Annotated in this window: 28 protein-coding genes and 1 tRNA gene; 15 read left to right on the top strand and 14 right to left on the bottom strand. The window is 64.2% G+C overall.

The annotated features are described in order from the left end of the window. Positions 1-242: 242 nt before the first annotated feature. Together KUF59_RS40930 and KUF59_RS40925 are read left to right on the top strand one after the other, a co-directional pair. The gene (locus KUF59_RS40930) at positions 243-1,832 is read left to right on the top strand and encodes a C25 family cysteine peptidase (protein ID WP_212462189.1); all 1,590 of its coding nucleotides are present in this window, start codon (positions 243-245) and stop codon (positions 1,830-1,832) included. Position 1,833: 1 nt separating this feature from the next. After that, positions 1,834-2,079: a hypothetical protein gene (locus KUF59_RS40925; protein ID WP_212462190.1), complete on the top strand. Its 246-nt coding sequence runs from the start codon at positions 1,834-1,836 to the stop codon at positions 2,077-2,079. Between the two features lie 37 nt (positions 2,080-2,116). Here the strand turns inward: KUF59_RS40925 and KUF59_RS40920 are convergent, their stop codons facing one another. From KUF59_RS40920 to KUF59_RS40910, 3 genes are all read right to left on the bottom strand, one after another. Continuing rightward, complete coding sequence (locus KUF59_RS40920) at positions 2,117-2,350, bottom strand: hypothetical protein (protein ID WP_212462191.1); 234 nt, start codon at positions 2,348-2,350, stop codon at positions 2,117-2,119. Positions 2,351-2,440: 90 nt separating this feature from the next. Next, positions 2,441-2,743 carry a hypothetical protein gene (locus KUF59_RS40915; RefSeq protein WP_212462192.1) on the bottom strand — a complete coding sequence of 101 codons (303 nt, stop codon included), beginning with the start codon at positions 2,741-2,743 and terminating at the stop codon, positions 2,441-2,443. A 196-nt stretch (positions 2,744-2,939) separates the two neighbouring features. Then, positions 2,940-3,024: transfer RNA gene (locus KUF59_RS40910), tRNA-Leu, on the bottom strand. Between the two features lie 155 nt (positions 3,025-3,179). Between KUF59_RS40910 and KUF59_RS40905 the strand changes: the two genes are divergently transcribed. Further along, positions 3,180-3,713: a disulfide bond formation protein B gene (locus KUF59_RS40905; protein WP_212462193.1), complete on the top strand. Its 534-nt coding sequence runs from the start codon at positions 3,180-3,182 to the stop codon at positions 3,711-3,713. Positions 3,714-3,795: 82 nt separating this feature from the next. On the opposite strand, the gene KUF59_RS40900 is transcribed toward KUF59_RS40905, so the two are convergent. After that, the gene (locus KUF59_RS40900; RefSeq protein WP_212462194.1) at positions 3,796-4,881 is read right to left on the bottom strand and encodes an AbrB family transcriptional regulator; all 1,086 of its coding nucleotides are present in this window, start codon (positions 4,879-4,881) and stop codon (positions 3,796-3,798) included. Between the two features lie 103 nt (positions 4,882-4,984). After that, positions 4,985-5,269, bottom strand: a complete 285-nt coding sequence (locus KUF59_RS40895; RefSeq protein WP_212462195.1) for a PsiF family protein — start codon at positions 5,267-5,269, stop codon at positions 4,985-4,987. Positions 5,270-5,473: 204 nt separating this feature from the next. Between KUF59_RS40895 and KUF59_RS40890 the strand changes: the two genes are divergently transcribed. Next, entirely contained in the window at positions 5,474-5,953 is a 480-nt protein-coding gene (locus KUF59_RS40890; RefSeq protein ID WP_212462196.1) for a hypothetical protein, read from the top strand. 46 nt (positions 5,954-5,999) lie between these two features. Here the strand turns inward: KUF59_RS40890 and KUF59_RS40885 are convergent, their stop codons facing one another. Continuing rightward, complete coding sequence (locus tag KUF59_RS40885) at positions 6,000-6,545, bottom strand: TetR/AcrR family transcriptional regulator (RefSeq protein ID WP_212462197.1); 546 nt, start codon at positions 6,543-6,545, stop codon at positions 6,000-6,002. Between the two features lie 130 nt (positions 6,546-6,675). Between KUF59_RS40885 and KUF59_RS40880 the strand changes: the two genes are divergently transcribed. From KUF59_RS40880 to KUF59_RS40870, 3 genes are all read left to right on the top strand, one after another. Beyond that, positions 6,676-7,104, top strand: coding sequence for an acyl-CoA thioesterase (locus KUF59_RS40880; RefSeq protein WP_212462198.1), 429 nt, complete (start codon positions 6,676-6,678; stop codon positions 7,102-7,104). Between the two features lie 3 nt (positions 7,105-7,107). Continuing rightward, positions 7,108-7,569 carry a PaaI family thioesterase gene (locus tag KUF59_RS40875; RefSeq protein WP_212462199.1) on the top strand — a complete coding sequence of 154 codons (462 nt, stop codon included), beginning with the start codon at positions 7,108-7,110 and terminating at the stop codon, positions 7,567-7,569. A 131-nt stretch (positions 7,570-7,700) separates the two neighbouring features. Further along, entirely contained in the window at positions 7,701-8,381 is a 681-nt protein-coding gene (locus KUF59_RS40870) for a DsbA family protein (RefSeq protein WP_212462200.1), read from the top strand. A gap of 133 nt (positions 8,382-8,514) precedes the next feature. Here the strand turns inward: KUF59_RS40870 and KUF59_RS40865 are convergent, their stop codons facing one another. The 3 genes from KUF59_RS40865 to KUF59_RS40855 all read right to left on the bottom strand — a co-directional run bounded on the left by KUF59_RS40865 (position 8,515) and on the right by KUF59_RS40855 (position 10,885). Next, positions 8,515-8,715 carry a hypothetical protein gene (locus KUF59_RS40865; RefSeq protein ID WP_212462201.1) on the bottom strand — a complete coding sequence of 67 codons (201 nt, stop codon included), beginning with the start codon at positions 8,713-8,715 and terminating at the stop codon, positions 8,515-8,517. Positions 8,716-8,797: 82 nt separating this feature from the next. Further along, positions 8,798-9,868 (bottom strand): carboxylesterase family protein, encoded by a 1,071-nt coding sequence (locus tag KUF59_RS40860; RefSeq protein ID WP_212462202.1) that lies wholly within the window; start codon positions 9,866-9,868, stop codon positions 8,798-8,800. A 45-nt stretch (positions 9,869-9,913) separates the two neighbouring features. After that, positions 9,914-10,885 carry a S1C family serine protease gene (locus KUF59_RS40855; protein WP_212462203.1) on the bottom strand — a complete coding sequence of 324 codons (972 nt, stop codon included), beginning with the start codon at positions 10,883-10,885 and terminating at the stop codon, positions 9,914-9,916. A 250-nt stretch (positions 10,886-11,135) separates the two neighbouring features. Between KUF59_RS40855 and KUF59_RS40850 the strand changes: the two genes are divergently transcribed. From KUF59_RS40850 to KUF59_RS40825, 6 genes are all read left to right on the top strand, one after another. Beyond that, complete coding sequence (locus KUF59_RS40850) at positions 11,136-12,554, top strand: M20 family metallopeptidase (protein ID WP_212462204.1); 1,419 nt, start codon at positions 11,136-11,138, stop codon at positions 12,552-12,554. A gap of 270 nt (positions 12,555-12,824) precedes the next feature. Further along, complete coding sequence (locus KUF59_RS40845) at positions 12,825-14,615, top strand: peptide ABC transporter substrate-binding protein (protein WP_212462205.1); 1,791 nt, start codon at positions 12,825-12,827, stop codon at positions 14,613-14,615. Positions 14,616-14,637: 22 nt separating this feature from the next. Continuing rightward, positions 14,638-15,597, top strand: coding sequence for an ABC transporter permease (locus KUF59_RS40840; RefSeq protein ID WP_212462206.1), 960 nt, complete (start codon positions 14,638-14,640; stop codon positions 15,595-15,597). Further along, complete coding sequence (locus KUF59_RS40835) at positions 15,563-16,480, top strand: ABC transporter permease (RefSeq protein ID WP_212462207.1); 918 nt, start codon at positions 15,563-15,565, stop codon at positions 16,478-16,480. Before KUF59_RS40840 ends, KUF59_RS40835 begins: the two co-directional genes overlap by 35 nt. After that, positions 16,480-17,478, top strand: a complete 999-nt coding sequence (locus KUF59_RS40830; protein ID WP_212462208.1) for an ABC transporter ATP-binding protein — start codon at positions 16,480-16,482, stop codon at positions 17,476-17,478. The genes KUF59_RS40835 and KUF59_RS40830 overlap by 1 nt, the downstream gene beginning before the upstream one ends. Beyond that, complete coding sequence (locus KUF59_RS40825) at positions 17,475-18,443, top strand: ABC transporter ATP-binding protein (protein ID WP_212462209.1); 969 nt, start codon at positions 17,475-17,477, stop codon at positions 18,441-18,443. Before KUF59_RS40830 ends, KUF59_RS40825 begins: the two co-directional genes overlap by 4 nt. 42 nt (positions 18,444-18,485) lie before the next feature. On the opposite strand, the gene KUF59_RS40820 is transcribed toward KUF59_RS40825, so the two are convergent. Together KUF59_RS40820 and KUF59_RS40815 are read right to left on the bottom strand one after the other, a co-directional pair. Beyond that, on the bottom strand, positions 18,486-20,390 hold the full coding sequence (locus tag KUF59_RS40820) for a diguanylate cyclase (protein WP_258768011.1): 1,905 nt from the start codon (positions 20,388-20,390) through the stop codon (positions 18,486-18,488). 266 nt (positions 20,391-20,656) lie between these two features. Further along, a complete protein-coding gene (locus KUF59_RS40815) occupies positions 20,657-20,881 on the bottom strand; it encodes a dodecin (protein WP_212462211.1) in 225 nt (74 codons plus the stop codon). 186 nt (positions 20,882-21,067) lie between these two features. Between KUF59_RS40815 and KUF59_RS40810 the strand changes: the two genes are divergently transcribed. Further along, a complete protein-coding gene (locus KUF59_RS40810) occupies positions 21,068-21,949 on the top strand; it encodes a DMT family transporter (protein WP_212462212.1) in 882 nt (293 codons plus the stop codon). 32 nt (positions 21,950-21,981) lie between these two features. Here the strand turns inward: KUF59_RS40810 and KUF59_RS40805 are convergent, their stop codons facing one another. From KUF59_RS40805 to KUF59_RS40795, 3 genes are all read right to left on the bottom strand, one after another. Further along, positions 21,982-22,890: a dienelactone hydrolase family protein gene (locus KUF59_RS40805; RefSeq protein WP_212462213.1), complete on the bottom strand. Its 909-nt coding sequence runs from the start codon at positions 22,888-22,890 to the stop codon at positions 21,982-21,984. Positions 22,891-22,991: 101 nt separating this feature from the next. Continuing rightward, complete coding sequence (locus KUF59_RS40800) at positions 22,992-24,239, bottom strand: glycosyltransferase family 87 protein (protein WP_212462214.1); 1,248 nt, start codon at positions 24,237-24,239, stop codon at positions 22,992-22,994. Between the two features lie 106 nt (positions 24,240-24,345). Next, on the bottom strand, positions 24,346-24,549 hold the full coding sequence (locus tag KUF59_RS40795) for a hypothetical protein (protein WP_212462215.1): 204 nt from the start codon (positions 24,547-24,549) through the stop codon (positions 24,346-24,348). 267 nt (positions 24,550-24,816) lie between these two features. On the opposite strand from KUF59_RS40795, the gene KUF59_RS40790 reads away from it, so the two are divergent. Next, a complete protein-coding gene (locus KUF59_RS40790) occupies positions 24,817-25,953 on the top strand; it encodes a TRAP transporter substrate-binding protein (RefSeq protein WP_212462216.1) in 1,137 nt (378 codons plus the stop codon). Positions 25,954-26,006: the final 53 nt, after the last annotated feature.

The raw sequence follows: 26,006 nt of genomic DNA, 5'->3' as shown, positions 1-26,006 counted from the left end.
CGTTGCAACACCCATAATCATGGGGGCGGTTAGTCTCTCGACACGGAGGTCTCCCGGCTGAACTGGCCGCATCGGCGAGCCAAAAAAGACGTTTCTCGTCGGCCGATGATCGCGTAGGATGCAATCTTAAATCGTAGTGATTGGCGTACTCGCGCGGCGACCGGCCGCGGCATTGCAAGTCGCGACGCCCTTCTTGGGCGAAGCCAGGTCTTTTCGAATCAACAGCATTTTGGAGACGGAAGATGGTTGACAAGGCACTGATCGTAAACGTCCAGGCAATGAACAAGAAGTACGGCGCGAAGGGAGGAGCTGCGGTCCTTGCCGCATTGCGCGACCTCGCGAAGGCCAACAAGGCGACGGGACTCGCGACCGAGCTCATCGATATTTCGAACGCCGCCACGATGAAGAAGTACAAAGGAAAAGCGGTCACGACTGCGACGAGCGAGCGTCAGGCCAAGGACGCCGTCGATGCGGTCTACGCCGCGGCGATGCCCGACTATTTGGTGCTGATCGATGCGCCGGACGTGATACCGCATCTGACGCTCGACAATCCCGTGCCGAAGGACAAGGACCCCAACGTCCCCAGCGATCTACCCTATGCGAGCGATGCGCCATTCACGTCGCGCGATGCCGCGAAGTACACGGCGGTCACGCGCGTCGTCGGCCGTATTCCCGGCATCACGGGCGCGGAGGCGCCCGATCATCTCATCAAGCTGATCCGCGCGTCGGCCGCGTTCAAGAGCCGCCCGAGGAAGGCCTATCTGCCCTACTTCGCGATATCGGCGAAGGTCTGGTCGAAGTCGACCCAGGAGAGCGTGGACAAGATCTTCGAGAGCAAGGCGATCAAGTCCTGTCCCAGCACGGGAACGCCGGGCGTCGCACGGCTCCTGAAGCCGTTGAGCCATTTCTTCAATTGTCACGGCGGCGAGGTCGATCCGCAATTTTATGGCCAGAGCGGCAGCCGATATCCGGTCGCCATGACGAGCGCCGATGTGGCGAAGGGCGCCAAGGCCAACGCGATCATCGCGGCCGAATGCTGTTTCGGCGCGCAATTGTTCGACCCGAAATGGGCCCAGAACAAATGGCCGATCTCCAACGCCTATCTCCAGGCCGGTGCGATCGGCTTTCTCGGAAGCACGACCACGGCCTACGGCCCCGAGGAAGGCAACAGCGGCGCCGACCTGATCACGCAATACTGGATGATTTACGCACTCAACAAGGGAGCTTCGCTCGGAAGGGCCTGTCTTCAGTCGCGGCAGGATTTCGTCTCCGGGCAGAAGATGGAAGATCCCGTCAATCTGAAGACGCTGGCCCAGTTCCTCCTGCTCGGCGATCCCTCCGTGACGCCCTGCCTGAGCGAGGCATCCAACGGCAAGGTCAAGAGCAAGGGCAAAGGCAAGTCAAAGTCCAAGTCCAAATCCAAATCCAAGTCCAAGGCTGGCGCCATGTCGGAATCGGATATCGACGATGCCGCGGCGCGCAAGACGCGCCGCGTCGCCCTGACCGCGGCCGGGAAGGCTGCCCATGACAGTTCGGGGTTCCCCGGCAAAAAGGTACGGCCTGGGACGAACCTGCAAGCGCTGGTACGCAAGCTCGCCAATCAACGCGGCATGCGTGCCGGCGCGGATGATCTGGAGGCGTTCGATATCGTCGGCGGCGACGACTATGCGCGCCAAATGAAAGCGCATAGTGTCAAGCAGAGCGTGATCGTGGTAACAAACCACAAGCGTCCCTCAGGCAAACGCCCGAAGGGGATACCGGAAATCCAGGTGATGGTGGCGCATGCCCAGGACAATCGCCTGGTACGCGTCGCCCAATACGTTCGCAGGTGACATGAAGAAGACAGAGCTGAACGGTACCGTCGCGCGAGCCCGGATTGCTCCGGGCTCCAAAAGCGATCATGTCGGCGTCGTGCTTCATGCCGACGATGGCAAGGAATATGTGCTTCGCCGCAGCGGCGGCAACGCATTCCGCGACACGGAGCTCGAAAAACTGGTCGGCAAGGCAATCACCGGCACTGGCCTGACGACGGGCCAGACTTTCATCATGGACAATTGGTCCGCGAAGAAAGCCAGGTAATTCGCCAAGTAACCGGCCAGGCAACCCGCGAGGGGATCTACCCGCTGTTCTCCACCCGCGGCGGCGGATAACGTCGCGCCAGCATCGACAGTGACAGTCGCCGCTCTTCCTCGGCAAGCTCCAGATAGGCCAGCACCTGCGACCGCTTCCAACCGTCGACGCCAAAGTCCAGCGCCGCCCATTTCTGCGGCTCAGGGCCGTCGAGCCCGCGCACCCACACGAAGTAGCGGGGCAGGTCGTCCGGCGTCTCAGTCGCGCGTCGTTTCGCCATGGGGCAGCTCGGAGCGTGGGCCGGGCCTAGCGTAGCGCGCCGGTGTCCGAACGCAAATCAGCGATGTCGCTCCGGACTGCGACGACGCGGTCAATGCCAGAGGTCGCTCGTCGCCACCCGATTGATATCGGCGAGCCGGCGATCGGCATTGCCGCCGAGATCGAGGCTGGCAAGGAGTGTGAGCAGGCGGTGAAAGGCAGCATCGGCCACGGCGACCGGCAGCGGCGCCTCGTCATAGGCCTCGATGTAGCGGCCGACGAGGCTGCTCAGGAGACGGCACAGACCCCGCTGCTCGGGATCATGCACGCTCAAGGCATCGAGTTTTTGCTGGAAGGTTTTGTAGGTCCGCAGACCGTGGTGCTGCTGCGAAAGCCAGACGTGCAGGTCGTTCATGTGAGCTCCTTCAGATGAGAGAAGAAGCTACCGGTTTATACAGTGGGAGTGTGACGGCGGCTAGCGAGGGGCTGTGCAGGGTGGGTATGCCGAACCGGTCCGCCTCCGCCAAGGCTTCGGCGCGACAGCCTTCGCTGCTTCGCCACGAGAGGGTGGAGACTGGCCTGCCGAGCCGTAGCTGCGAAGCAGCGAAGGCTGGTGCCCCTGGCCGGAATCGAACCAGCACTCCTTGCGGAACTCGATTTTGAGTCGAGCGCGTCTACCAGTTCCGCCACAGGGGCCCTCGAGACGGGCCGGATACCGGTCGTCGCGAAGCCGGCGGACTATAGCCATGGAAAGGGCGGGGTCAACCCGCGCCAAAGTGATCCGGTGCGTTCTCGACAGGGACGCGGGCCGGGGCTAGAGGCTTGTCACCATCCCGTTCGAAGAGGCTGTCGTGACCGCCGCTAGTGCCGCGATACCAGCGCTGAAGCCCGCCAGTCCCGCGCTGATGGCGTCGCTGGCGGTCACCCTGATCGCGGCCGTGACGATCGCAGGCGCCTGGTTCTTCCAGCTCGTGCTGGAGATCCTGCCCTGTCCGCTCTGCCTGGAGCAGCGCTACGCCTACTACCTCGCGATGCCGGTCGGCGCGCTCACGGTGATTGCCGCACGAAGCGGCGCGCCGCGGCCGTTGCTGCTGGCCGGGCTCGCCATCCTCGCGTTTGCGACGCTCGCCAATGCGGGTCTCGGCGCCTACCACTCGGGCGTCGAATGGGGATTTTGGAAGGGCCCGACCGATTGCTCGGGGCCGGTGGTCAATCTCGGCAGCGCCAAGGATCTCCTGTCGCGGCTGGATACGGTGAAGGTCGTCCGCTGCGACGAGGTGCAGTGGCGCTTCCTCGGCCTCTCGCTCGCCGGCTACAACGTGCTGATCTCGCTCTTGATGGCCGCCATCGCGGCCTGGGGATTTGCGGCGACGGCGAAGCGCTAGTGCATGATCCGGAAAAGTGCGAAGCGGTTTTCCGATAAGATCATGCTTAAAGAAAGCGATTAAGCGCGATTCTTGATCGCGCTTAATCGTCCACGTCGTCCTGCGGGCGCCCGAACAGGTGGACGATGCCGGGGGTGGCGATGGTCACGAACACGAAGCGCGAGAGGTGATGCGCGCCGACGAAGATCGGGTCGATGTGCAGGATCAGCGCCAGCGCCAGCATGGCGTCCATCGCGCCCGGTGCGAAGGCGACGACGACGTCGGAAAATTTCACATGCGTGGTCAGCACCACGATGCCGACGAAGATTGCCGAGACCAGGATCGCAACGGAAAATGAGCCGAGCGCGGCGTTGATGTGGCCGGCGAGCGTTTTTACCTTCATCCGCGCAAAGCGGCTGCCGATCAGTGCGCCGATGCCGATCAGTGCCGCGCCGCGCACCCAGTTCGGCAGGCCGCCTTCGATCCAGCCGCCGCCATGCAACACGCTGGAGGCGATCATCGCGCCGAACATCCAGCTCGCCGGAAATTTGATCAGCCGCAACACCAGCGAGAGCGCGAGCGATGCGATCACGAGCACGAACAGCTCGAGCGGCGAGGCGATCGTCGTCGTCATCGACGGTGCGGCCGAAGGCGCAACGCCGGCCAGCGCCAGCACCATCGGCAGCGCTGCGGTGAGGATGATGACGCGCATGGTCTGCACCACCGCGATCCCCGGCAGATCCGCGCCGCGCTCGACCGCCAGAATCGTGATCTGTGACAGCGCGCCGGGGCTGCCGGCGAGGAAGGCCGAGGTGCGGTCCCAGCCATGCACGCGCTGCAGGTAATAGCTCGAGCCGAAGGTCGCGCAGAACGTGGCGGCGGCGAGCAGGGCGATGGTGAAGGGATAGGCGCTGACCTGCTGGATCAGGTGCGTTGACACCACCGAGCCGATGGAGATGCCGAGCAGCACCAGCACGGTCTGGGTCAGGATTGCGGGCATCGCGAGCTGGCGGCCGGCAATCGCCGCAATTCCGACCGCGATCATGGCGCCGGAGATCAGCCCGCCGGGCAGGTTGGCGACCAGGAAAACGAGCCCGCCGGCGGCACCGATCACGAGCGTCTCCACCGCGCTGCGGATCGCGGCGCGGGAGGGCAGGTCAAAGGGCAGGGAGGCAGCGATTTGCTTCACGCCGCCTTATGGCAAATCGCACCCGCGCGCACAATTGCGGCCAGCTCATGCCGCAAATGCGCGCCGCTCCCCGCCGCACGAGGGCAGGGAGATTGTGACGGGATTACTTCGTCTTGTCGGCAGGGGCGGCAGTGCCGGCCTTCGCGGTCTTGATGCATTCGGAGCGGAATTTCTTGCGCTCCTTGCCATGCAGGCCCTTGGCGTCCGCCTGCTTGGAGCATTCGAGCGACTCGGCCGAGCGCTCCTTCGGCGGCTTCTTCTCGGTGGTGGCCGCCGTGGTGCTCTTCGCATCGGTCTTGGCCGCCGGCGCAGCGGTCTGCGCGAAGGCGGTGCCGGTGGCGAGCAGCGAGGCGAGGGCGACGGCGGCGAGGCGCGAGGTGAGGGTCATGGCGTTGAACTCTTTGTCCTTCGGAATTGACAGAGGCGCGAGAGGCTCGGCCCGCGATGCTGAACGCGACATGAATAATCGAGACGACGCGATCACTAAATTTTGGCCGCGAAAACCATCGCTTCCTTGTCGGAAGCCGCCGACACGCTAGGATAGTGGTCCCAATTTGCTTCCCCCGGAGGAAGCCTAGGAGGAGACCAAGGGATGACCATTCAAGCAAGATTGTTGTGCGCGGTTGCGGTGTCGGGTTTTGCGGCGCTCGTCGCCTCCGCCCCGGCGCAGGCGCTGACCACGCAGGAATGCAGTGCGAAGTACCAGGCGGCCAAGAAGGACGGCTCGCTCGGCACCATGAAGTGGAATGACTTCCGCAAGGCCCAGTGCGGTGCGGACGCGACGCCTGCTGCTGCGCCGACTGCGGCCGCTCCCGCCGCGCCCGCCGAGCCGAAGCAGGCGAAGAAGGAGGCGGCTCCCGCTGCCGCGCCGACCCTGCCTGCCGGTCCCGCGATCTATCCGAACGCGGTCGATCCGAAATATGCCAAGGAAACCGCCGGCAAGGCCCGCCTGCACACTTGCGTCGATCAGTACAATGCCAACAAGGCCACCAACGGCAATGGCGGCATGAAATGGATCGAGAAGGGCGGCGGCTACTACTCGGAATGCAACAAGAAGCTGAAGGGCGCCTGAGCTTCGAAATTACGCGAAGGCCGGAGCAATGCTCCGGCCTTTTCGCTTAATCCAATAACTTCTCGGCCGACCTCGCCACGAGCTGCGCGCGCTTGCGCGGGCTGCGCTCGAACAGCAGGCTCTGGCCGAAGATGAAGCAATAGAACAGGAACGCCTGCGCGTCGGCTTCCTCGGGCGCAAGGCCCATGGCGCGGTAGAGTTCGGCAACGTTCTTCAGCCGTGCGGCGTCCACGCTCGCCACAGCCGCCGCGGCGCTGTCGTCCGAACGAGCCCATTGCCGTATCGCCAGCTCAATCGCCATGCCCTCCGGATTCATGCGCTCGGAGTAGAGCTGGATCAGCGCCTTCAGCCGGTCGCGGGCGTTTTGACCCTCGAGGCTCGTCTGCTGCGCGATCGCCGCGGTCCGCCCTTCCCGCCAGCGCTCCAGCATCGCGCCGAGCAGCGCGGCGCGATCGGCGAAGCGGCGGTAGAAGCCGCCTTTGGTGACGCCGAGATTCTTGGCCAGCACCTCGACCCGCACCCCCTCGACGCCCGACGCCGCGAGTTCCTTGAACCCCGCCTCGACCCAGACATCGCCCTTGCCGTCGCTCATAGAGCCTCTCCGATCCTTGGAGCCTCACCCGTTCCTGGAGCCTCATCGATTCTTGATACGGTGCCGTATTGCTAACGCGCCAGACGTCTGATACGCTACCGTATCAAAAATGATAAGGGCGGGAATTGCAATGCGGGAGGAGGCGACCTATCGCGGCACGGTCTATCCGTGGCAGTGCGATCACGTCGGCCACATGAACATCATGTGGTATGTCGGCAAATTCGACGAGGCCAACTGGAATCTGTTCGCCCGCCTCGGACTGACGCCGAGCTATCTGCGCACGTCCGGCCGCGGCATGGCCGCGGTGCAGCAGAACATCAGCTACACGCGCGAACTGCTCGCCGGCGACATCGTGGAGATCCGCAGCGTGCTTCTCGAAGTGCGCGACAAGCTGATCCGCTTCCGGCATGACATGACCAATGTCGAAACCAGCGAGACCGCCGCGACCTGCGAGATCACCGCCGTACATATGGACCGCGCGGCGCGCAAATCGGCGCCGTTTGAAGCTTTCATCAGCGAGACCGCGCTGCGACAGCTTGCCGAACCGGTCATGGCATAAGCGATGGCTGCGTTCGAGCCGAAGAACCCGGACTACGACGCCGCGGCGACTGCGCTGTTCGCGGGACAGCCGGCGATGCACACGCTCGGCATCTCGCTCACGCGGCTTGCGCCGGGCGAGGCCGAACTTGCCATGGATCATTCGCCCGCCTTCACCCAGCAGAACGGTTTTGTCCATGCCGGTATCGTCACGGCGGCGCTGGACAATGCCTGCGGCGTTGCCGCCTTCACGCTGATGCCGCGCGAGGCCGACATCCTCACCGTCGAGTTCAAGACCAATTTGCTCGCGCCGGCACGGGGCAGCCGCTTCATCTTCAAGGCCGAGGTGGTCAAGCCCGGCCGGACGCTCACCTTCTGCGAGGCCAAGGCCTTCGCCGAACGTGACGGCACAACGACGCTGATCGCGACCATGACCGGCACGCTGATGGCGCTGCTGCCGCGGAATCCGGGCGCGATCGCGGCGTAGGGCTGCGGGGCTCGGCAGTTTTGATGCCATCCTTGGCGCGATGACATCGTCCCAACGACCCTCTATATGAGGCGTAACAATTCGCAGGCCGGAACCGTAAATGCGGGGATGGGGCCGAAACGGGACGAGATATGACCAAATTCAGGGACGAACGCGGCCTGGCGACGACGCGGCGCGGAGCACTGACGCTGATCGGCGCGAGCGCGCTGCTTGCCGGCGGCCTCGCGACCCGCTCGGCGATTGCGGCGACGAGCGACGATGACGAGGTGCTGACCGAAGCCAAGGTGCTTCGCGATCCGGATGTGCCGGTTGCCGGCAATCTCGACGGCGACATCAGCATCGTCGAATGGTCGGACTACAATTGTCCCTATTGCCGGAAGCTCGAGCCCGAGCTTCGCCAGGTCATCCAGGACGACGGCAAGGTGCGGCTGGTGATGAAGGACTGGCCGATCCTCGGCCCGGTGTCGGTGACGGCGGCGCGGATCGCGCTCGCTGCGAAATTCCAGGACAAGTACCACCAGGCGCATGATGCCATGATTGGCGTCAGCTCGCGACTGACCGAGCCGCGCATCAACGAGATTCTGGCGGCTGCTGGCGTCGACATGGACCGTCTCAAGCGCGACCTCACGGGTCGCGCCAAGGACATCGACGCGATCCTGAAGCGCAACAACGATCAGGCCGAGGCTTTCGGTTTCCGCGGCACGCCGTCCTTCATCGTCGGGAAATTCCGCGTGCCGGGTGTGCTGACCATGGCGGAGTTCGAGCAGGTGATCGCCGACGCGCGCAAGGCGAAGGCGAGCAAGAGCAACTGAGCCAAGAGCAACTGAGCCAAGGGTAACTGAGCCAGGGGTAACCGAGCCAAGACTAATTGAGCCCAGTCAAGCATGACAAAGGCGCCGTCGTTGCTGACGACGGCGCCTTATCATTGTCGCGGAATGCGGCTGACTACTTCGACGAAATTCTCACCCAGTCCTTATGCGCGCGATCCCGCAGCGCATCCCAATCGGCCTTGGCGACATCCCAGTTGACGATGGTGCGATTGGTTGCAGCAACGTCGCTGCCGGCCGACGTCTGCATCGAGTCATGGATATAGACGCCGACGCCAAGCAGCAGCGCGCCCAGGATCATTCCGAACAAAACCTTCATAGAGAACCTCCGGTGTCCGGCGACAACGCCGGTGCGGGGAGATGGTTCCCATGACCTTGAGGCGAGCGTAAGGACGACTCGTTCATCCGCCATTCAGCCATTGCAGCAGCTCCGCGTTGATCTCGCGCGGATAGCAATGGCTGAGGTCATCGATCTCGCGATAGGTGACGTCTGCGCCGGCGGCTGACAGCGCGCCTTGCGTCTGGCGTGCAACCTGCACAGGGAACATCCAATCGAGCTTGCCGTGGGTGATGAAGACCGGCAGTCCCTGCAGCCGCGCGGCATCAGCCATTTCCGCCATCAGCGGATGGAAGGTCGCCGAGACTGGCGCGAGATGCGTGAAGGGCGAGGCGGCCTCCAGGCCGCTGACATAGCAGAAGGTGCCGCCGTCGCTCATACCGGTCATCAGCATCCTCTGGGGATCGACGTTGAAGCGGCTGCGGATGCTCTCGAGGATGCGCATCAGATTGGGCGTGTCGCTGTCGTCGCCCATCAGCGCCCTGGTCGGCCCCGTGGCGGTCGGGGCGACCAGGATCGCGCCAAAACTTCGCGCGTCGCGCAGCCAGCTCCACAGGAAGCCGCGGCCGTTGCCGCTGCCGCCATGCAGCGCCATTACCAGCGGCCAGGCGCGGTCAGGTGTGTAGTATTCCGGCACGTAAAGCGAGAAGCCGCCGCGGTTGCCGGGCTCGTTGTGATCGTGGACAATGCCGGTGTGCTCACCGGTCGCCTCGGTTAGTCGCGTCAGCAGGTCCTCATCCTCGCGCGTTGTGGCGCTAAGGAAGAAGCTGCTGACCGGCGGGAATTTTGCGGCGAGCGGATAGAGCGCTTCCTGCGCGCGGGGCACATGGCGCAAGGCGCGAAACACCGCGACGAAATCGCCCTGGCCGCGCTGAACCGTGCGCAGGCCGGCGAAGGCCGCGAGCGTTTCATCGCAGGCCCGCTCGATCAGGCCGCGCATCTCCGCAAACGCCTGCGGCCATTCGCCGAGGCGCGAACGCGCTACTCGCAGAGCATCGTCCGGCGTATCGATCGCCTGCATGACGGATTCGAAGGCCGGCGGATGCAGATGGCGCGCGACGAAGCCGAGCCCCTCCAATGCGTTGAGTAATGGCGGCAGCACGGCCACGATGTCGTCCACCACGGCCTCGCTCATTGTCGCTCCTCCGTGGCTTGGGCTGTCAACTGGCGGTGTGGTGATTCAGTGCAGCTTGGGCTGCTTCAGGAGTTTGAAGCGGTCCGTCGAGGTCACGGTGACGTCGAAGGTGACGCCTTCATGATGCACCGTGAGCGGCACGTCGACGCCGGCGGCGCCGAGCGACCACATCTTGCGATAGAAGTCCGTCTGGCTCGTCACCTTCTCGCCGTCGACGGCCAGAATGACGTCGCCGGTCTTGAGCTCGGCGCGCTCAGCAGGTCCGTTGGAGGAGATGCCGATCACCACGACGCGGTTGTCGATCTCGGTCGAGAACAGGCCGAGCCAGGGGCGCGCCGGCTTGTTGACGCGGCCAAACTTGCGCAAATCGTCGAGGATCGGCTTCAACAGGTCGATCGGCACGATCATGTTGACATGCTCGGCCTTGCCGTCGCGCTCCCGCTCGAGCTGGAGCGAGCCGATGCCGATCAGTTCGCCGCGCTCGTTGATCAGCCCGGTGCCGCCCCAGTTCGGATGCGCGGGGTAGGTGAAGGCCGCCTCGTCCAATAGATATTCCCAATAGCCGGCAAACTCCTGCTTCGCCACGATCTGGCTCGCGACCGAGCGCGTGCGTCCGCCCGCACCACCGACCACGACGCGGTCGCCGATCCGCGTTGCTGCGGAAGAGCCGAGCGGGATCGGCTCGAGGTCGAGACGGCCCAGCGCCTGCACCAGGCCGAAGCCGGTGACGGAGTCGAAGCCGAGCACGTGGCCTTGCACGACGCGTCCATCGCCAAGATGCAGCCACACCGCCTCCGCCTCGGTGATGAGGTAGCCGATGGTGAGCACCAGCCCGTCGTCGATCACGACGCCATTGCCGGCGCGCTCGGTGCCGAGCGTCTCGGCGCTGAAGGCGTCCGGCGGGATGATGGAATGCAGGCCGACGACGGAGGACAGCACGCGGTCGAGATCAAAACCATAGTCGCTCGCGCGGGGCTGATGTGCCGGCGGCACTCTCCATTCGGTCATGGCGGGCATGGAGTTCTCCTGGCCTGTTGACGTCGCTGTCATGTGACGAGAGAAGCGACGCGCGAACCGTGGGTAATCTAAGCCGCGACCGGCCGTCTTGAAAGACCGCCGGAACCGTTGACCACGCCAATTGATGAGCGTCACATTTCCTGTCGTGCCGCCCCGGCTGCATGGCTGTTGCTACGCCGGGTGCTAGGCGGCGTCAAACGAAGCTGCTACCCATCGTCGCTTCGTTTTGACTGGGATCACGGACCGAAGCATGGACAACCGCAGTGACATCTGGCGTGGCGTTGACACGATCAAGGCGCGCTTCATCGATTTGAGCGACAAGGTCTGGGGAATGCCGGAGGTGTGCTACACCGAAGCGCGCTCCGCTGCCGAGCATCTCGCCGAGCTGCGCCATCAGGGTTTTCGCATCACCGAGAATGTCGCCGGCATTCCCACCGCGCTGATGGGTGAGTGGGGTGAGGGCGGACCGGTCATCGCCTTCCTCGGCGAGTATGACGCGCTGCCGGGGTTGAGCCAGGAAGCGGGTGTTGCGGAACACCGGCCGGTCGAGGCCGGCGGTCACGGCCATGGCTGCGGCCACAATCTGCTGGGTTCGGCGGCGCTGCTTGCGGCGACCGCTGTGAAGGACTGGCTCGCGGAGAACAAGGTGCCCGGCCGCGTCCGTTACTATGGCTGTCCCGCCGAAGAAGGCGGCGCGGCCAAGGCCTTCATCGTGCGCAGCGGCGGCTTCGAGGATGCCGACATTGCCATCACCTGGCATCCACACAGTTTCTGGGAAGTCGCGGTGACGCCGTCGCTGGCCAACACGCGCGCCGACTTCATCTTTACCGGCCGCACCTCGCATGCCGCGGCCTCGCCGCATCTCGGCCGCTCCGCGCTCGACGCGGTGGAGCTGATGAATGTCGGCGTCAACTACATGCGCGAGCACATGCCGAGCGATGCGCGCGTGCACTATGCGCTGCTCGATACCGGCGGGATCGCGCCCAACGTGGTGCAGGCCCATGCCCGCGTGCGCTATTCGATCCGCGCCCGCGATCTGCCCGGCATGACCGAACTGGTCGGGCGGGTGCAGAAGATCGCGCAGGGCGCGGCCCTGATGACCGAGACCAAGGTCGAGATGAAGATCATCTCCGCGGTCTCAAACATCCTGCCCAACGCCCCGCTGGAGCACGCGTTGCACAAGGTGATGGAAGAACTCGGGCCGCCGCATTTCGACGAGGCGGACAAGGCCTTCGCCTCCGACATCCGTGCGACCCTGACCGATAAGGATATCTCGTCGGTCTATTACGCGATCGGCATGGAGCCGACCGAGCGGCCGCTCGCCGACTTCCTGGTGCCGCTGGATGCCAAGCGCAATCCGCTGGTCGGCTCGACCGATGTGGGCGACGTGAGCTGGGTCGTCCCCACCGTGCAGGTCCACGCACCGACGGTTGCAATCGGCACGCCGTTCCACACCTGGCAGGTGGTGGCGCAGGGCAAGAGCCCGCACGCCCACAAGGCCATGGTGCAGGCCGCCAAGGCCATGGCGGGGATCGGCATCAAGGCACTGACCGAGCCGGAACTGATCGCGGCCGCCAAGGCGGATCTGAAGAAGCGCACGGCCAAGACGCCTTACGTCTGCCCGATGCCGGACAATGTTGCACCGCCGCTGGACATGTCCCTGACCTGATATCGGGGAGCGAGTTTCTCGATACTTCGTCTGATCAGGCGAACAAATTTTTCGCAGTGCAGCGCGGCGGGAGGCGATTTTTCCCGGCGTATTGCCGAACCGGTAGGCGCCGGATCAGAATTTTGCTCAACGGACAGCCAGAAGACCGTTTGCATACACACGGTCGCAGTTGACGCGCGGCCCATTCGGTGTGCCATCTACTGCCAGACAAACTCGGCGGCCGCCCAATCGGCCGCCCGCATCCATACAGGAACCAGACGGGGGACAACCATGCTGGACAAAGAACTGCGTTCGATGATCGGAAAGGTGAAGGACGGGCGGATGGATCGCCGCGCCTTCATCCAGCGTCTGGCGGCTATCGGCCTCACCGCGCCGATGGCGAACCAGATCCTTGCCATCGGCGGCGTTGCCATGGCCCAGAGCCCCGCGGCTTACCCTCCGACCAAGCGCGGCGGCGGCGGTCCGCTGAAGCTGTTGTGGTGGCAGGGGCCGACGCTGCTCAATCCGCATTTTGCCACCGGCACCAAGGACCAGGACGGCTCACGCCTGTTCTACGAGCCGCTCGCAAGCTGGGACGCCAACGGCAACCTCAATCCGATTCTCGCCGCCGAAATCCCGTCGATCCAGAACGGCGGCCTGGCCGCCGATGCCAAGTCGGTGACTTGGAAGATCAAGCCCGGCGTCAAATGGCACGACGGCAAGCCGCTGACCGCCGACGATCTCGTGTTCACTTGGGCATATGCCAGCGACCCCGCCACGGCGGCCGTGTCCGTCAACACCTACGCCGACATGACCGTGGAAAAGGTTGACGACCTCACCATCCGAATCCTGTTCAAGAACCCCACGCCGTTCTGGGCCAACGCCTTCGTCGGCGCCTATGGCTGCATCATCCCGAAACATTTGTTTGCGGACTACAAGGGCGGAAAATCCCGCGAGGCGCCGAACAATCTGGCGCCCATCGGTACCGGTGCCTACAAGTTCGTCGAGTTCAAGCCGGGCGACGTAGTCCGTGGTGAGCTCAACTCCGACTATCACATGCCGAACCGTCCGTATTTCGACACGATCGAGATGAAGGGCGGCGGCGATGCCGTCTCGGCGGCACGCGCGGTGATCCAGACCGGCGAGTATGATTTCGGCTGGAACATCCAGGTGGAAGACGACGTGCTGCTGCGCCTCGAGAAGGGCGGCAAGGGCAAGACCATTTACGCCGTGGGCGGCGACATCGAGTTCATCGCGCTCAACTTCACCGATCCCAACACCGAGGTCGACGGCGAGCGGTCGTCGTTGAAAACCAAGCATCCCATCCTCTCGGATCCGGCCGTGCGCAAGGCGCTTGCGCTGCTCGTCGACCGCGAGTCGGTCAAGAAGGCGATCTACGGTCGCGCCGGGCGGACGACGGCCAACTATCTCAACGGGCCGGAGCAGTTCGCCTCGAAGAATACGAGCTGGGAGTTCAACGTCGAGAAGGCCTCGAAGATGCTGGACGATGCCGGCTGGAAGGTCGGTGCCGATGGTATCCGGGAGAAGGACGGCAAGAAGTTCAAGCTGCTTTATCAGACCTCGACCAACGGTCCGCGCCAGAAGACCCAGGCCATCGTCAAGCAGGCCTGTCAGAAGGCCGGCATCGACGTGGAGCTGAAATCGGTCGTGGCCTCGGTGTTCTTCTCCTCCGACGTCGCCAACCCCGACACCTATTCCAAGTTCTACGCCGACATCGAGGAATTCCAGATCCCGATGACCCAGCCCGATCCCGCCTTGCATATGAAGCGCTACATCTCGGGTCAGGTAGCCACCAAGGAGAACAAGTGGCAGGGTCAGAACTTCCCGCGCTACGTCAACAAGGACTACGACGCGTTGATTGCGGCGGCGGAAACCGAAACCGATCCGGTCAAGCGCGCGGCCCTCTACATCAAGTGTAACGATTTGCTGTGGCAGGACACCGTGTTCATTCCGGTGATGCACCGCCTCAAGGTGGAGGCCGCTTCGAACACGCTGCGGCCTGCGATCAGCGGCTGGGCCAACGAAACCGACAACATCCAGGACTGGTACCGCGAGGCTTGAGGAACCGGCGTAAGGTCCCCTCATGAGTCAGTACATCCTGCGTCGTCTCCTGATCGCCGTGCCGAGCCTGCTCGGCATTTCGCTGGTGCTGTTCGTCGTGCTGGCGCTGGCGCCAGGCGATCCGTTCTCGGAACTGGCGACCAATCCGAACGTCCCGCCCGAAGTGCAGGCAGCACTTCGGGCGAAGTTCGGCCTCGACGATCCCATCTATCTTCGCTACCTGAGCTGGCTCAACGCCATGCTGCATGGCGACTGGGGTTTTTCCTTCGTCAGCCGGATGAACGTCGACACCCTCATCCTGCAGCGGCTGCCGACCACGCTCTACGTGATCGGCTCCGCGCAGATTCTGGCGCTGTGCGTCGCGATTCCCGTCGGCGTCTATGCAGCCACGCGGCCGTACTCGGTGTTCGACCAGATCGCCAACGCGCTCGCGTTCATCGGCTTCTCGCTGCCGACCTTCTTCACCGGTATCCTGTTCATCCTGATCTTCTCGGTCACGCTGGACTGGTTGCCCTTCGTCTACTCGACCGACATCAAGGCGTCAGGCTTTCGCTGGGTGCTCGAGATGATCCGGCAGGCGATCATGCCGGTGATGGTGCTCGGCCTGTTCCAGGCTGCGTCCATGACGCGCTTCGTGCGCTCGGCCATGCTCGACGTCATTAGGCTCGACTACGTCACGACAGCGCGGGCCAAGGGCCTCGGCCAGGCCAAGGTGATCGTCAAGCACGTGATGCGCAACGCCATGATCCCGGTGGTCACGCTGATCGCATTGCAGATGCCGGCGGTGTTCGGCGGCGCTATCGTCACCGAGCAGATCTTTCGCATCCCCGGGATCGGCTCGCTGCTGATCTCCTCCATCCTTTCCAACGACACGCCGGTGGTGATGGCCGTCACCTTCGTCTTCGCGTGTCTGGTGGTGCTCTTCAACCTCATCGCGGACGTCCTGTATGGCTGGCTTGACCCTCGCATCTCGCTCCGCTGAGCGGGGCGTCTACTCGCCCTGGCGCGAGATGTGGCGGCGCTATCGCCGCCACAAGCTCGCCGTCGTCAGTGCGTTCCTGTTGCTGGTGCTGATCCTGGCGGTGGTCGTCGGTCCCTTCGTCTGGCGCGTCAAGATCAACGACATCGACATCGTCGCCGGCCTGCAGGGGCCGTCGCTTGCCCATCCCTTCGGCACCGACGATCTCGGCCAGGATATTCTGGCACGCATGATCTATGGCGGGCGCATCTCGCTGGCGGTGGGCCTTGCCGCGATGCTGGTTTCCGTGTTCGTCGGCGTGCTGATCGGCGCGCTCGCCGGCATGTCGCGCGGCGCGCTCGGCCACGGCCTGATGTGGATGACGGACCTGTTCCTGTCGCTGCCGCAATTGCCGCTGCTGCTGTTGCTAATCTATCTCTTCCGCGACGGCCTGAAGGCGACGTTCGGCCCCGAGGGCGGCATCTTCATCCTGATCGTGCTTGTCATCGGGGGCTTGCGCTGGATGCCGGTCGCCCGTCTCGTGCGCGCACAATTCCTGTCGCTGCGCGAAAAGGAGTTTGTCGAAGCCGCGCGCGCGCTCGGCGCCAGTCCGCTGCGCCAGGTGGTGCGGCACATCCTGCCCAATGCGGTCGGACCGGTGATCATCGCCGGCACCATCGACGTTGCGGCCGCGATCATCGCGGAATCGACGCTATCCTTCCTCGGCCTCGGCTTCCCGCCGGATACCCCGACCTGGGGGCGGCTCTTGTTCGACGCCAAGGATTTTCTCGACATCGGTCCGCACTGGGCGCTGTTTCCGGGCGGTGCGATCTTCATCGCTGTGGTCGCCATCAACTTCATCGGCGACGGCCTGCGCGATGCGCTCGATGCGCGACGGGTGATCTGATGGCCCCGCTGCTCGAGATCAAGGGCCTCAAGACCCACTTCACCACCGACGACGGCATCCTCCAGGCCGTCGACGGCGTCGATATCTCCATCAACAAGGGCGAGACGCTCTGCGTCGTCGGCGAATCCGGCTGCGGCAAGACCGTCACTGCGATGTCGATCCTGAAGCTGATCGCGATGCCGCCCGGCCGCATCGTGGCGGGCGAGATCAAGTTCGAGGGCCGCGACCTCGTGCCGCTCTCGAGCAACCAGCTCGACGATGTCAGGGCCAAGGAAATCGGCTTCATCTTCCAGGAGCCGATGACCTCGCTCAATCCGGTGCTGACGGTCGGCGAGCAGATCGCCGAGAGCCTGCGCCGCCATGAGGGCCTGTCGCAGAAGGACGCGATCGCCCGGACGATCGACATGCTGAAACTGGTGCAGATTCCCAACGCGGAAGGCCGCGTGCACAATTATCCGCATCAGTTCTCCGGCGGCATGCGCCAGCGCGTCATGATCGCAATGGCACTTGCGTGCAAGCCGAAGCTCATCATCGCCGACGAGCCGACCACCGCGCTCGACGTCACCATCCAGGCGCAGATCCTCGATCTGCTCCAGGACATGAAGGATCGCTTCGGCATGGCGGTGATGCTGATCACCCATGCCATGGGCGTCGTCGCCGAGACTGCACAGCGCGTCGTGGTGATGTATGCCGGCAAGGTGGTGGAGGAGGCGGCCGTCGACGATCTCTTCGGCGATCCCCGCCATCCCTACACGCAAGGGCTGATCCGCTCGATCCCGCGCATCGACCTCGACAGCAAGCACAAGACGCGGCTCGAGGCGATCGGCGGCTCGGTGCCGATCCTGATCAATCCGCCGGTCGGCTGCCGGTTTGCGCCGCGCTGCAAGTTCGCCATGAGCGTCTGCACCGAAAAGGAGCCGCTGCTGCGCGAGGTCAAGCCGGGCCACCGCATGGCCTGCCATCTCGGAGACGTTGCGACGACAGGAGTTGCGTCATGAGCGAACCCCTGCTGCGCGTCTCCGGCCTGAAGAAGCATTTTCCCGTGCTCGGCGGCCTCCTGTCGCGCCAGGTCGGCAGCGTCTATGCCGTGGACGGCGTGTCGTTCTCGGTCAATCGCGGCGAGACGCTCGGGCTGGTCGGCGAATCCGGCTGCGGCAAGTCCACCACGGGCCGCTGCGTGCTGCGCCTGATCGAGCCGACCGAAGGCGAGGTGGTCTTCGACGGGCAGGATGTACGGAGCCTCGGCGGCAACGATCTGCGCGCGCTGCGGCGCCAGATGCAGATCGTGTTTCAGGATCCGTTCGCCTCCCTCAATCCGCGCATGACGGTCGGCGCGATCCTCGGCGAGGCCTTCACCATCCACAAGCTCGCGCAGTCGGCCGCCGAGCGCGAGGGGCGGGTGGCGAGCCTCCTCGTCAAGGTCGGGCTGAAGGCGGAGCATATGCGTCGCTATCCGCACGAATTCTCCGGCGGCCAGCGCCAGCGCATCGTGATCGCCCGCGCGCTCGCGGTCGAGCCGAAACTGATCGTCTGCGACGAGCCGGTCTCCGCGCTCGACGTCTCGATCCAGGCGCAGGTCATCAACCTCTTGGAGGACCTGCAGGCCGAGCTGAACCTGACCTATCTGTTCGTCGCCCACGACCTCTCGGTGGTCGAGCACATCTCCGACCGTGTCGCGGTGATGTATCTCGGCCGTATCGTCGAGCTCGCCAAGGCGAGCGACCTCTACCGCAATCCGCAGCATCCCTACACCAAGGCGTTGCTGTCGGCGGTGCCGGTGCCAGATCCGAAATTCAAGCGCGAGCGCATCCGCCTGAAGGGCGACGTGCCGAGCCCGATGAAGCCGCCGAAGGGGTGTCATTTCCACACCCGCTGCCCGATCGCGCAGCCCCGCTGCTCCGAAAGCGCGCCGGAGCTGAAGGAGCACGCGGGCGGCCACTTCGTGGCCTGTCATCTGGTGTGATGGCGCGCCGCTAGAGCGCGATCCGAAAAAGTGTGCAGCGGGTCACGCACTCTTTGCGGGCCAGGGGACGACCTGTCCCGACATCACCAGTCGATCGCGTCCGCCGTCCTTGGCGGCATAGAGCGCCCGATCGGCGGCCGTCAGCAATGCGCTGCTTTCGGTCATGGTCTGGGATGGAGCAATCGTGGCACCGCCCGCGCTCACCGTCACGACCCGGGACGGCGGGTTCTGGGCATGCAGGATCGCGAGTTCATGCAGCGCCTCGCGAACCCGCTCTCCGACCTGCGCGCAACCTGCTGCATCGGTGTTCGGCAACAGCAGGGCGAATTCCTCGCCGCCGTATCGCGCCGCCAGATCGGCAGGGCGCTTGATCTGCGTGACGAGTATCCGACCCAGTGCGCGCAGGCAGCCGTCGCCCGCCTGGTGACCGTAGTGGTCGTTGTATGCCTTGAAGTGATCGACATCGATCAGAAGGAGTGAAAGCGATGTTTCATCGCGCTTTGCGCGCGACCATTCTTCTGCAAGGCAATCATCAAAGTGTCGCCGGTTGGCGAGCCCCGTCAGCCCGTCGGTGGTGGCGAGCGACGCGAGCTTGTCCTGCAAATCCTTCTGCTCGGTCATGTCGCGCATGATGGCCACGATTCCGTCGATCTGCCCGGTCTCGGAGGCGCGTGTGACGTGCAGCGCCGACTCGACCCAGATCTCGCCCTTCTCGCGATGGCGTTGGCGGTAGATGAGCCGGGCCTCTTCGGCCTCGTCATTCTTCAGTGCAGCCATGGCTTGCTCGACCCGCTCCCGGTCCTCGGCATGGACGCCAGCCACGGCTGACGTGCCCAAGAGTTCGTCCGAATTCCAGCCGATGATACGGGCGCAGGACGGAGAAACGTAGAGAAGCCGGTCATCGAGCCCGATGCGCGTCACCATATCGCTGGACTGCTCGGCCAGAAGGCGAAACTGGGCTTCGTTGGCGACCATGGCCGCCGCCATGTGCTGTCGCTGCAGCAATTGCCGCACCAAATAGAGGCCGATCACCGCTATCAGCAAGGTCAGGCCGACGACGAACGTCATGCGGGTGAGGGCCTCTCTGCGCCAGGGCGCAAGGACGTCATCCTGCGCCATGGTCGCCAGCACCATCAGGGGATATCGGCTGCTTCGCTGGTAGTAGCTCAATCGGCGCACGCCATCGAGCGGCGAGGTGAAATAGTAGACTGCAGCGGCGGGGCGGCTGTTCCACTCCCTGAACAATGGCCTATTGGACAAATCAAGGCCGACATAGGTCCCGCTGTCGTCGCGGCTGCGCGCCAGCATGATGCCATTGTTGTTGACCAGCGACGCCGAGCCATTCGGCCCGAGGTCGAACCGCTCGTAGAATTTGACGAAATAGGCGACGTCGATCGTGATCAGGGCGACTCCGGCGAAACTGCCGTCGGGATGATTGATGCGACGCGACGCCGTGATGATCCACTGGCCGCCTGAGCGACTCCTGACCGGTCTCCCGATCAGGGTCGCGCGGTCTGTCGAGGCGCGATGATGCTGGAAATATTCGCGGTCGCTGTTGTTGAGCTTGGCGAAGTCGATCTGTTCGGTCGTGGCGAGCCACCGGCCGGTTTCGTCATAGATGAAAATGCCGCGGATGCGGTCCGATGATCTGCGCGTCGGCAGATAGACCTGGAGCTTGGTGATTGTATCGGGGCCCGTTCCATGCTCCAGCCGATGGACCAGCCCGGTGAGAATGGTATCGGCGATTTCGAACGTGTCGTCCGCGTGCTGCGTCAGCGACCGCGCGAGATTGGTCACGTCCACCTCGGCGTTCCTCAACTCGGCCGCCCGCGTCTCCCACTCGCGCCAGGCGCTCAACGCCAGGATGGCCACGCAGGTCAACGCCACGAATCCCGCCGCCCACAGGGGAAGGCGGGTCTTGCCGAGTTCGCTCCGGCTCATGACCATCTGGATTTGCTCCGATATGGGGCAAACCTCTCACTTCCGACTTAACGGCATGTTGCAATTTCCGCACTGATTGTGGGGAGGTCTTTAGCCGGAGAGGCTTGTGGATAGTTCGAGCGGCTCTTGAAGCACGTTGTTAACCACGGCGGCGCTGACACGGATGACCGCCGCCGTCTCTGATTGCGGACAAGAGTATTGCGTCGGCGGCGGTCACGTGCCGTTCGCGTCTGCAAGCCTTGGTATGGAGCCTTTGCGTCGACCTCCTGGAATCACCCTTCCAGCGTGAAGCCGACGCGCAGCGCGACCTGATAGTGGCGGACGGTGCCATTCTCGATATGGCCGCGCGTCTGGACGACCTCGAACCATTTCATCTCGCGAATGGTTTTTGCGGCGCGGCTGACCGCGTTCTGGATCGCATCCTCGATCGATTTCTCTGACGACCCGACGAGTTCGAGGATCTTGTAGACGTGATCCTTCTCGGACGGCGCAGGCATGGCGGACCTCCGTTGCAGGTGAGTAGCGCGGGCCGGATTATCGCTCCGCTCCGGAGCTCAAGTCCACTGCGCACGCCTGCGGTCTGAACGAACGTCACGCCCTTCGGGTTCCTCGCGGCGCATTTGCTTGAGCCGCATGCATCGCGAAAGGTGGAGCGAGCGCCCCTGGCCTGCTAAGCGCTCCCCATGGACGCGACCGGGCGCGACAGATCGATCGGCTTCATCTGCTTGGGCGTGACGGCACTCGGCTGGGCGCTGAACTGGCCGCTGATGAAGCTGTTGCTGCAGCAATGGCCGCCACTATTTGCCCGGGGCCTTGCCGGCGTCTGCGCCGCGCTCATCCTTGTCGCGCTGGCACGGAGCCGGGGCGAATCGCTCGCCGTTCCCCGCGAAGCGGTGCCGAGGCTGCTGTTTGCCACCTTCACCAATGTGTTCGCCTGGATGGGGTTTGGCACCATGGCGATGAAGTTCGTCACGGTGGGGGAGGGCGCGCTGATCGCCTACACCATGCCGATCTGGGCCATGCTGTTCGCCTGGCCGGTGCTGCATGTCCGGCCGACGGTCCGGGACATTGTCGCGCTGGTGCTCGGTGTCGCCGGCGTGGCGCTGCTGCTCAGCGGTAACGGGTTTGCGTTCGGCACCGGAAAACTCCTCGGCATCGCGCTGGCGCTGTCCTGCGCCATCCTGTTCGCGCTCGGCAACGTGCTCAACCGCAAGCAACTGCCGATGCCGCCGCTCGTCGTCGTCGCTTGGCAGGTCGGGCTCGGTTGCCTGGCGATGCTGATCCTCGGCGTGCTGTTCGAGCAGCCGAATTATGGCGCGATCACGCCGCTCGGCATCGCCTGCTTCGTCTACATGACGCTGATCCCGATGGGCGTCTGCTACGTCACCTGGTTCGAGACGCTGCGCCGCCTGCCGCCGACATCGGCCTCGACCGGCATGCTGCTGGTCCCCGTGATCGGCGTGGTCTCGGCAGCGATCATCCTTGGCGAACCCTTGGGCTTGCGCGAGATCGCGGCCATGGTGCTGACGCTCGGCGGCGTCACGCTGGCGCTTCAGAAGGCGTGAAGCTGGGGCGCACCATCGATGATGTTGCCTCTCTACTCGCCGCCCACCTTCCGCCCGGTCGTCCAGGTCCTATCGAGGAAGTCGAAGATCCGGCGTCTTGCGTCCGACGTTGCGGTGGAATCGTAACGATAGGTTACGCTGGTGCCGCGAAAATCCGTCTTGGAAAATCCATCCAGCTGCTGGCAATCCCAGCAATGCGTCGCGTTTCGAAAGATGTACCACTCAAGCGGGGCGCCCCTGTCCTTTGCTGCCTGAAGCTTTGGCACGCATTCATTCGGCGGCGTTTCGGTATCCTTCTCGCCCATCAGCACCAGGACGGGACGGTCGATCCGGCCGTCAACGATCTCATAGGGCGAACCTGATTTTGGCCTGATCTCGAAGCAGCCGGGATAGATGGCGACGGCCGCACCAAATCCCTCGCCGCCGGGCAGGACCAAACGCCAGCTGGCATTGCCGGCAAGCAGCACGACCATTGCGCCCCAGGAAAAACCCACATGAGCAATCCGGCGCTTATCGACAAAGGATAGCGTCCGTAGGTGGTCGGCGGCCTGCAAGGCATCGCGCACGCCGCGCGGAAAATTGACCCCGTTCTTTGGGCCCAGGCAGACCTGATCAACGTCGCGTGGGCCGAGAGAATCGATGAGCAGGACGACAAATCCGTGCTCGACTGCGGTTTTTGCCCAGGTACCCATGGAGCGGTTCGGGCCACGTTTCGAGCGGAGGCCGCCGCATTGGTGCTGCAGGACGATGGCCGGAAACGGCCCCGGTCCATCGGGTTTCAGCAGGACCATTCGCGAACCATCCACGGGACCCGTGGATGGGGCTGCGGGAAATGTGAGATCTTTGGCCTGGGTGGCGGCCTCGATCAGCCCTTGAGCACTGGCCGAAGCTGCGGAGAGGAGAAGGCTGATTGCGAGCGCAATGCGCCACACGGCCGTCATGTCATCGTCCCCCATCGGGCAATCTTGCCGACCCGGAGCGAGCTTATCGTTTTTTTTGCGCCGCGTCCAAAAGCGGTGCCTGGCCGAGGACGTGTGCGGCCTTACGGGAGTGCGGGCGACATCGCGTCCGCAGACCGAGTCTTGCGGCAGAGCATGCGCAGCAGCATCGCCAGCAGGACCATCAGCGCAAGGCCGGCAATCGCCGGCGCAAAATGCTGGTCCAGATCCACCTTCTGGCCGTACTGCGCCGCAAGGCGCGCGGATTGCAGCAGCCCGTAGGCGCCGGCGAGCAGGACCAGTCCATAGATGACGCTGCGCTCACGCGCGCTCGCTACTTTTGCGAGATCGGGAAACATCAGGGCAAGACCGATCCCCACCATCGGCAGGTCGTAGTCATAGGCGTAGGGGCTGATCATGACCGACACCGTTGCGGTGACGCCGAGCGCGAAGGCGGGCGAGACCGCGCGCGCAACACCAAGCGCGACGGCGCAAAGCGCCAGCGCCGCAACGATCGCCTGGCCCCAGAACGCGCCGGCGGCCGGCACGCCCGCCATGTACAGCGCGGCATAGCTCGAGATCATGCGAAACAGCGGATAAAAGCCCTGCTCGAGATAGCCAGCGGATTCCCTGATCGAGCCCAGCAGTGCGCTCCAGATCTGCAGCCCGAACAGCAATGTGCAGAGAAGCGAGCTCGCCAGCACCATCATGGCCGCGGTCGCGATCGCAATCCAGCGGCGCGTGATCAGCAAATAGAGGCCGGCCGCGATCGCGAGGTGCGGCTTGATCACCATGGCGCCGAGCGCAAGGCCCGCCAGCACCTGGCGCCGTTCGATGTTGAGGCAGACCAGCCCAATCAGCGCACCCGTGAGAAAACCGTTCTGGCCGCAGCCGATGGTGATGGCGAGCGCCGGAAAGACGATGACGAGGGCCTGGGCAAAATTATCGCCCGCGATCCGGCGCAGTGTCGCCAGATAAAGCGCAAGCGTCACCGCGGTGAATACAAGGTAAGCCACACCCACCGGCAGGAACGCGAGAGGCGCCAACAGAAGGTCGAACTGCGGCGGATAGGTCCAGGGCATGAAGCTGGTCGTGCCGCCGGCGGCCTCCGCCTGCATCTTCACGAAGGTCTCGAAGCGGTAGACCTGGTCGAGATCGCCGAGCCAGACCCGCTGTGCGATGATGTGAAAGGCGTCGAAGTCGGCGAGCTCACGACCCTGCCAGGCGCCCCAGCGCGCGAACCAGAAGGTTTTGACGAGGACGACCGCGCCCAGCGCCGCGAGCACGAAGCGCACATAGAGCGTGCGCTTGTGCGGCGCGAATTGAAGCTGCTCCAGCGTTTCGGCGAGCATGGGTGGACGACCTCGGGCCAAAGGGGGCGCGGCCGAAAGCTGGACCGCCCGTCAGCGCCGAGATTGCCCGCGCAGGGCTTAAGGGACGGTAACGAACATTAAGGATTTAGGCGCGCTGACGGCCCCGGGCCTGCGCCTCGCGCGCCAGCCGCTCGGCCTTTAGCCGCTCCTTGTTGGCATAGAACGCCTTCTGGGCGGCCTCATGCTCGCGCATGGCCTGCTCTGCGTCGGCGCGGCGCGCCTGGTCACGGGCCTTGCGTTGGTCGGGGGTGAGCAGACGGGGGGAATGTGCCAAGGTTTCATTTGTCATTGCCTGACAACGTTCCAGAGGCTGAAAGGTTGCACCTGGGCCGGTACCCCCGTGCCGGCCGTTCGGGTTTCCCCTCCGCCGGTTCGATTTGTCTTGGAGGTGGGGGAATAAATCGAAAGGCGAGTTTTCATCCCTCTGCACGCGATCCGCGTCCAAGCGTCGCATCGGCTGGAACCTCCTTGCCAAAGCCCGGCGCAAGTCTTTGTCTTCTCCACACAAAAATGGAGCTGATCCGCGACGGATCGCTCTGAAAAACGGGAGGACATCATGACCAAGACAAACAAGCACGGCGCGTCCACACGTCGCCGTTTCCTCAAGACTGCCGCGGCCGGGGCCGCCGCGACGGTCGCCGCCCCGGCCATCGTCAGTGCGCAGGGCGTGACCAGCATGCGCTGGCAGAGCACCTGGCCGGCCAAGGACATTTTCCACGAATACGCGCTCGACTTCGCCAAGAAGGTCAACGACATGACCGGCGGCGATCTCAAGATCGAGGTGCTGCCCGCCGGCGCCGTGGTGCCGGCCTTCGGCCTGCTCGATGCCGTCTCCAAGGGCACACTCGACGGTGGCCACGGCGTGCTTGCCTATCACTATGGCAAGCAGAACGCGCTCGCGCTCTGGGGCTCGGGGCCGGGCTACGCCATGGACGCAAACATGCTGCTCGCCTGGCACAAATACGGCGGCGGCAAGGAGCTCTTGGAAAAGCTCTACGCCTCGATCGGCGCCAACGTGGTCTCGTTCCCCTACGGGCCGATGCCGACCCAGCCGCTCGGCTGGTACAAGAAGCCGATGACCAAGGCGGAGGACTTTCAGGGATTGAAATTCCGCACCGTCGGCATCTCCATCGACGTGTTCACCGGTCTCGGCGCCGCGGTCAACGCGCTGCCGGGCGGTGAAATCGTCTCGGCGATGGATCGGGGCCTGCTGGATGCGGCCGAGTTCAACAATGCGACCTCCGATCGCGTGCTCGGCTTCGCGGACGTCTCCAAGGTCTGCATGCTGCAGAGCTATCACCAGAATGCCGAGCAGCTCGAGATCCTGTTCAACAAGGGCAAGTTCGACGCACTGCCGGACAAGATGAAGGCCATCATCGCCAACGCCGTCGAAGCGGCGAGCCAGGACATGGCCTGGAAGGCGATCGACCGCTACTCGAAGGACTATGAGGAGCTCCAGACCAAGGACAAGGTCAAGTTCTACAAGACGCCGGACTCGATCCTGCAGAAGCAGCTCGACGTGTTCGACCAGGTGGCGGAGAAGAAGGCGGGCGAAAATCCCCTGTTCAAGGAGATCGTGGAGTCGCAACTGGCTTTCGCCAAGCGTGCGACGCAGTGGGAGCAGGACACGGTGGTGAACCGGCGCATGGCCTATAATCACTATTTCGGGCCGAACGCGAAGAAGAAGACCTGACCGGTTTTTAGGGTTGTTGGAAGCGTCATCCGGGACGACAATCCCGGGTGACG

The organism is Bradyrhizobium arachidis (assembly GCF_024758505.1).
GTDB lineage: Bacteria > Pseudomonadota > Alphaproteobacteria > Rhizobiales > Xanthobacteraceae > Bradyrhizobium > Bradyrhizobium manausense_C.
The sequence above is the reverse complement of the archived record's forward strand: the minus strand, read 5'-3'. Positions and strand labels throughout refer to the sequence as shown.

Excerpts from the sequence above, each read along its gene's own strand:
- KUF59_RS40930 (WP_212462189.1), top strand. The coding sequence starts at position 243 with ATGGTTGACAAGGCACTGATCGTAAACGTCCAGGCAATGAACAAGAAG.
- KUF59_RS40925 (WP_212462190.1), top strand. The coding sequence starts at position 1,834 with ATGAAGAAGACAGAGCTGAACGGTACCGTCGCGCGAGCCCGGATTGCT.
- KUF59_RS40920 (WP_212462191.1), bottom strand. The coding sequence starts at position 2,350 with ATGGCGAAACGACGCGCGACTGAGACGCCGGACGACCTGCCCCGCTAC.
- KUF59_RS40915 (WP_212462192.1), bottom strand. The coding sequence starts at position 2,743 with ATGAACGACCTGCACGTCTGGCTTTCGCAGCAGCACCACGGTCTGCGG.
- KUF59_RS40895 (WP_212462195.1), bottom strand. The coding sequence starts at position 5,269 with ATGACCCTCACCTCGCGCCTCGCCGCCGTCGCCCTCGCCTCGCTGCTC.
- KUF59_RS40890 (WP_212462196.1), top strand. The coding sequence starts at position 5,474 with ATGACCATTCAAGCAAGATTGTTGTGCGCGGTTGCGGTGTCGGGTTTT.
- KUF59_RS40885 (WP_212462197.1), bottom strand. The coding sequence starts at position 6,545 with ATGAGCGACGGCAAGGGCGATGTCTGGGTCGAGGCGGGGTTCAAGGAA.
- KUF59_RS40880 (WP_212462198.1), top strand. The coding sequence starts at position 6,676 with ATGCGGGAGGAGGCGACCTATCGCGGCACGGTCTATCCGTGGCAGTGC.
- KUF59_RS40875 (WP_212462199.1), top strand. The coding sequence starts at position 7,108 with ATGGCTGCGTTCGAGCCGAAGAACCCGGACTACGACGCCGCGGCGACT.
- KUF59_RS40870 (WP_212462200.1), top strand. The coding sequence starts at position 7,701 with ATGACCAAATTCAGGGACGAACGCGGCCTGGCGACGACGCGGCGCGGA.
- KUF59_RS40865 (WP_212462201.1), bottom strand. The coding sequence starts at position 8,715 with ATGAAGGTTTTGTTCGGAATGATCCTGGGCGCGCTGCTGCTTGGCGTC.
- KUF59_RS40860 (WP_212462202.1), bottom strand. The coding sequence starts at position 9,868 with ATGAGCGAGGCCGTGGTGGACGACATCGTGGCCGTGCTGCCGCCATTA.
- KUF59_RS40855 (WP_212462203.1), bottom strand. The coding sequence starts at position 10,885 with ATGCCCGCCATGACCGAATGGAGAGTGCCGCCGGCACATCAGCCCCGC.
- KUF59_RS40850 (WP_212462204.1), top strand. The coding sequence starts at position 11,136 with ATGGACAACCGCAGTGACATCTGGCGTGGCGTTGACACGATCAAGGCG.
- KUF59_RS40845 (WP_212462205.1), top strand. The coding sequence starts at position 12,825 with ATGCTGGACAAAGAACTGCGTTCGATGATCGGAAAGGTGAAGGACGGG.
- KUF59_RS40840 (WP_212462206.1), top strand. The coding sequence starts at position 14,638 with ATGAGTCAGTACATCCTGCGTCGTCTCCTGATCGCCGTGCCGAGCCTG.
- KUF59_RS40835 (WP_212462207.1), top strand. The coding sequence starts at position 15,563 with ATGGCTGGCTTGACCCTCGCATCTCGCTCCGCTGAGCGGGGCGTCTAC.
- KUF59_RS40830 (WP_212462208.1), top strand. The coding sequence starts at position 16,480 with ATGGCCCCGCTGCTCGAGATCAAGGGCCTCAAGACCCACTTCACCACC.
- KUF59_RS40825 (WP_212462209.1), top strand. The coding sequence starts at position 17,475 with ATGAGCGAACCCCTGCTGCGCGTCTCCGGCCTGAAGAAGCATTTTCCC.
- KUF59_RS40820 (WP_258768011.1), bottom strand. The coding sequence starts at position 20,390 with ATGGTCATGAGCCGGAGCGAACTCGGCAAGACCCGCCTTCCCCTGTGG.
- KUF59_RS40815 (WP_212462211.1), bottom strand. The coding sequence starts at position 20,881 with ATGCCTGCGCCGTCCGAGAAGGATCACGTCTACAAGATCCTCGAACTC.
- KUF59_RS40810 (WP_212462212.1), top strand. The coding sequence starts at position 21,068 with ATGGACGCGACCGGGCGCGACAGATCGATCGGCTTCATCTGCTTGGGC.
- KUF59_RS40805 (WP_212462213.1), bottom strand. The coding sequence starts at position 22,890 with ATGACGGCCGTGTGGCGCATTGCGCTCGCAATCAGCCTTCTCCTCTCC.
- KUF59_RS40800 (WP_212462214.1), bottom strand. The coding sequence starts at position 24,239 with ATGCTCGCCGAAACGCTGGAGCAGCTTCAATTCGCGCCGCACAAGCGC.
- KUF59_RS40795 (WP_212462215.1), bottom strand. The coding sequence starts at position 24,549 with ATGACAAATGAAACCTTGGCACATTCCCCCCGTCTGCTCACCCCCGAC.
- KUF59_RS40790 (WP_212462216.1), top strand. The coding sequence starts at position 24,817 with ATGACCAAGACAAACAAGCACGGCGCGTCCACACGTCGCCGTTTCCTC.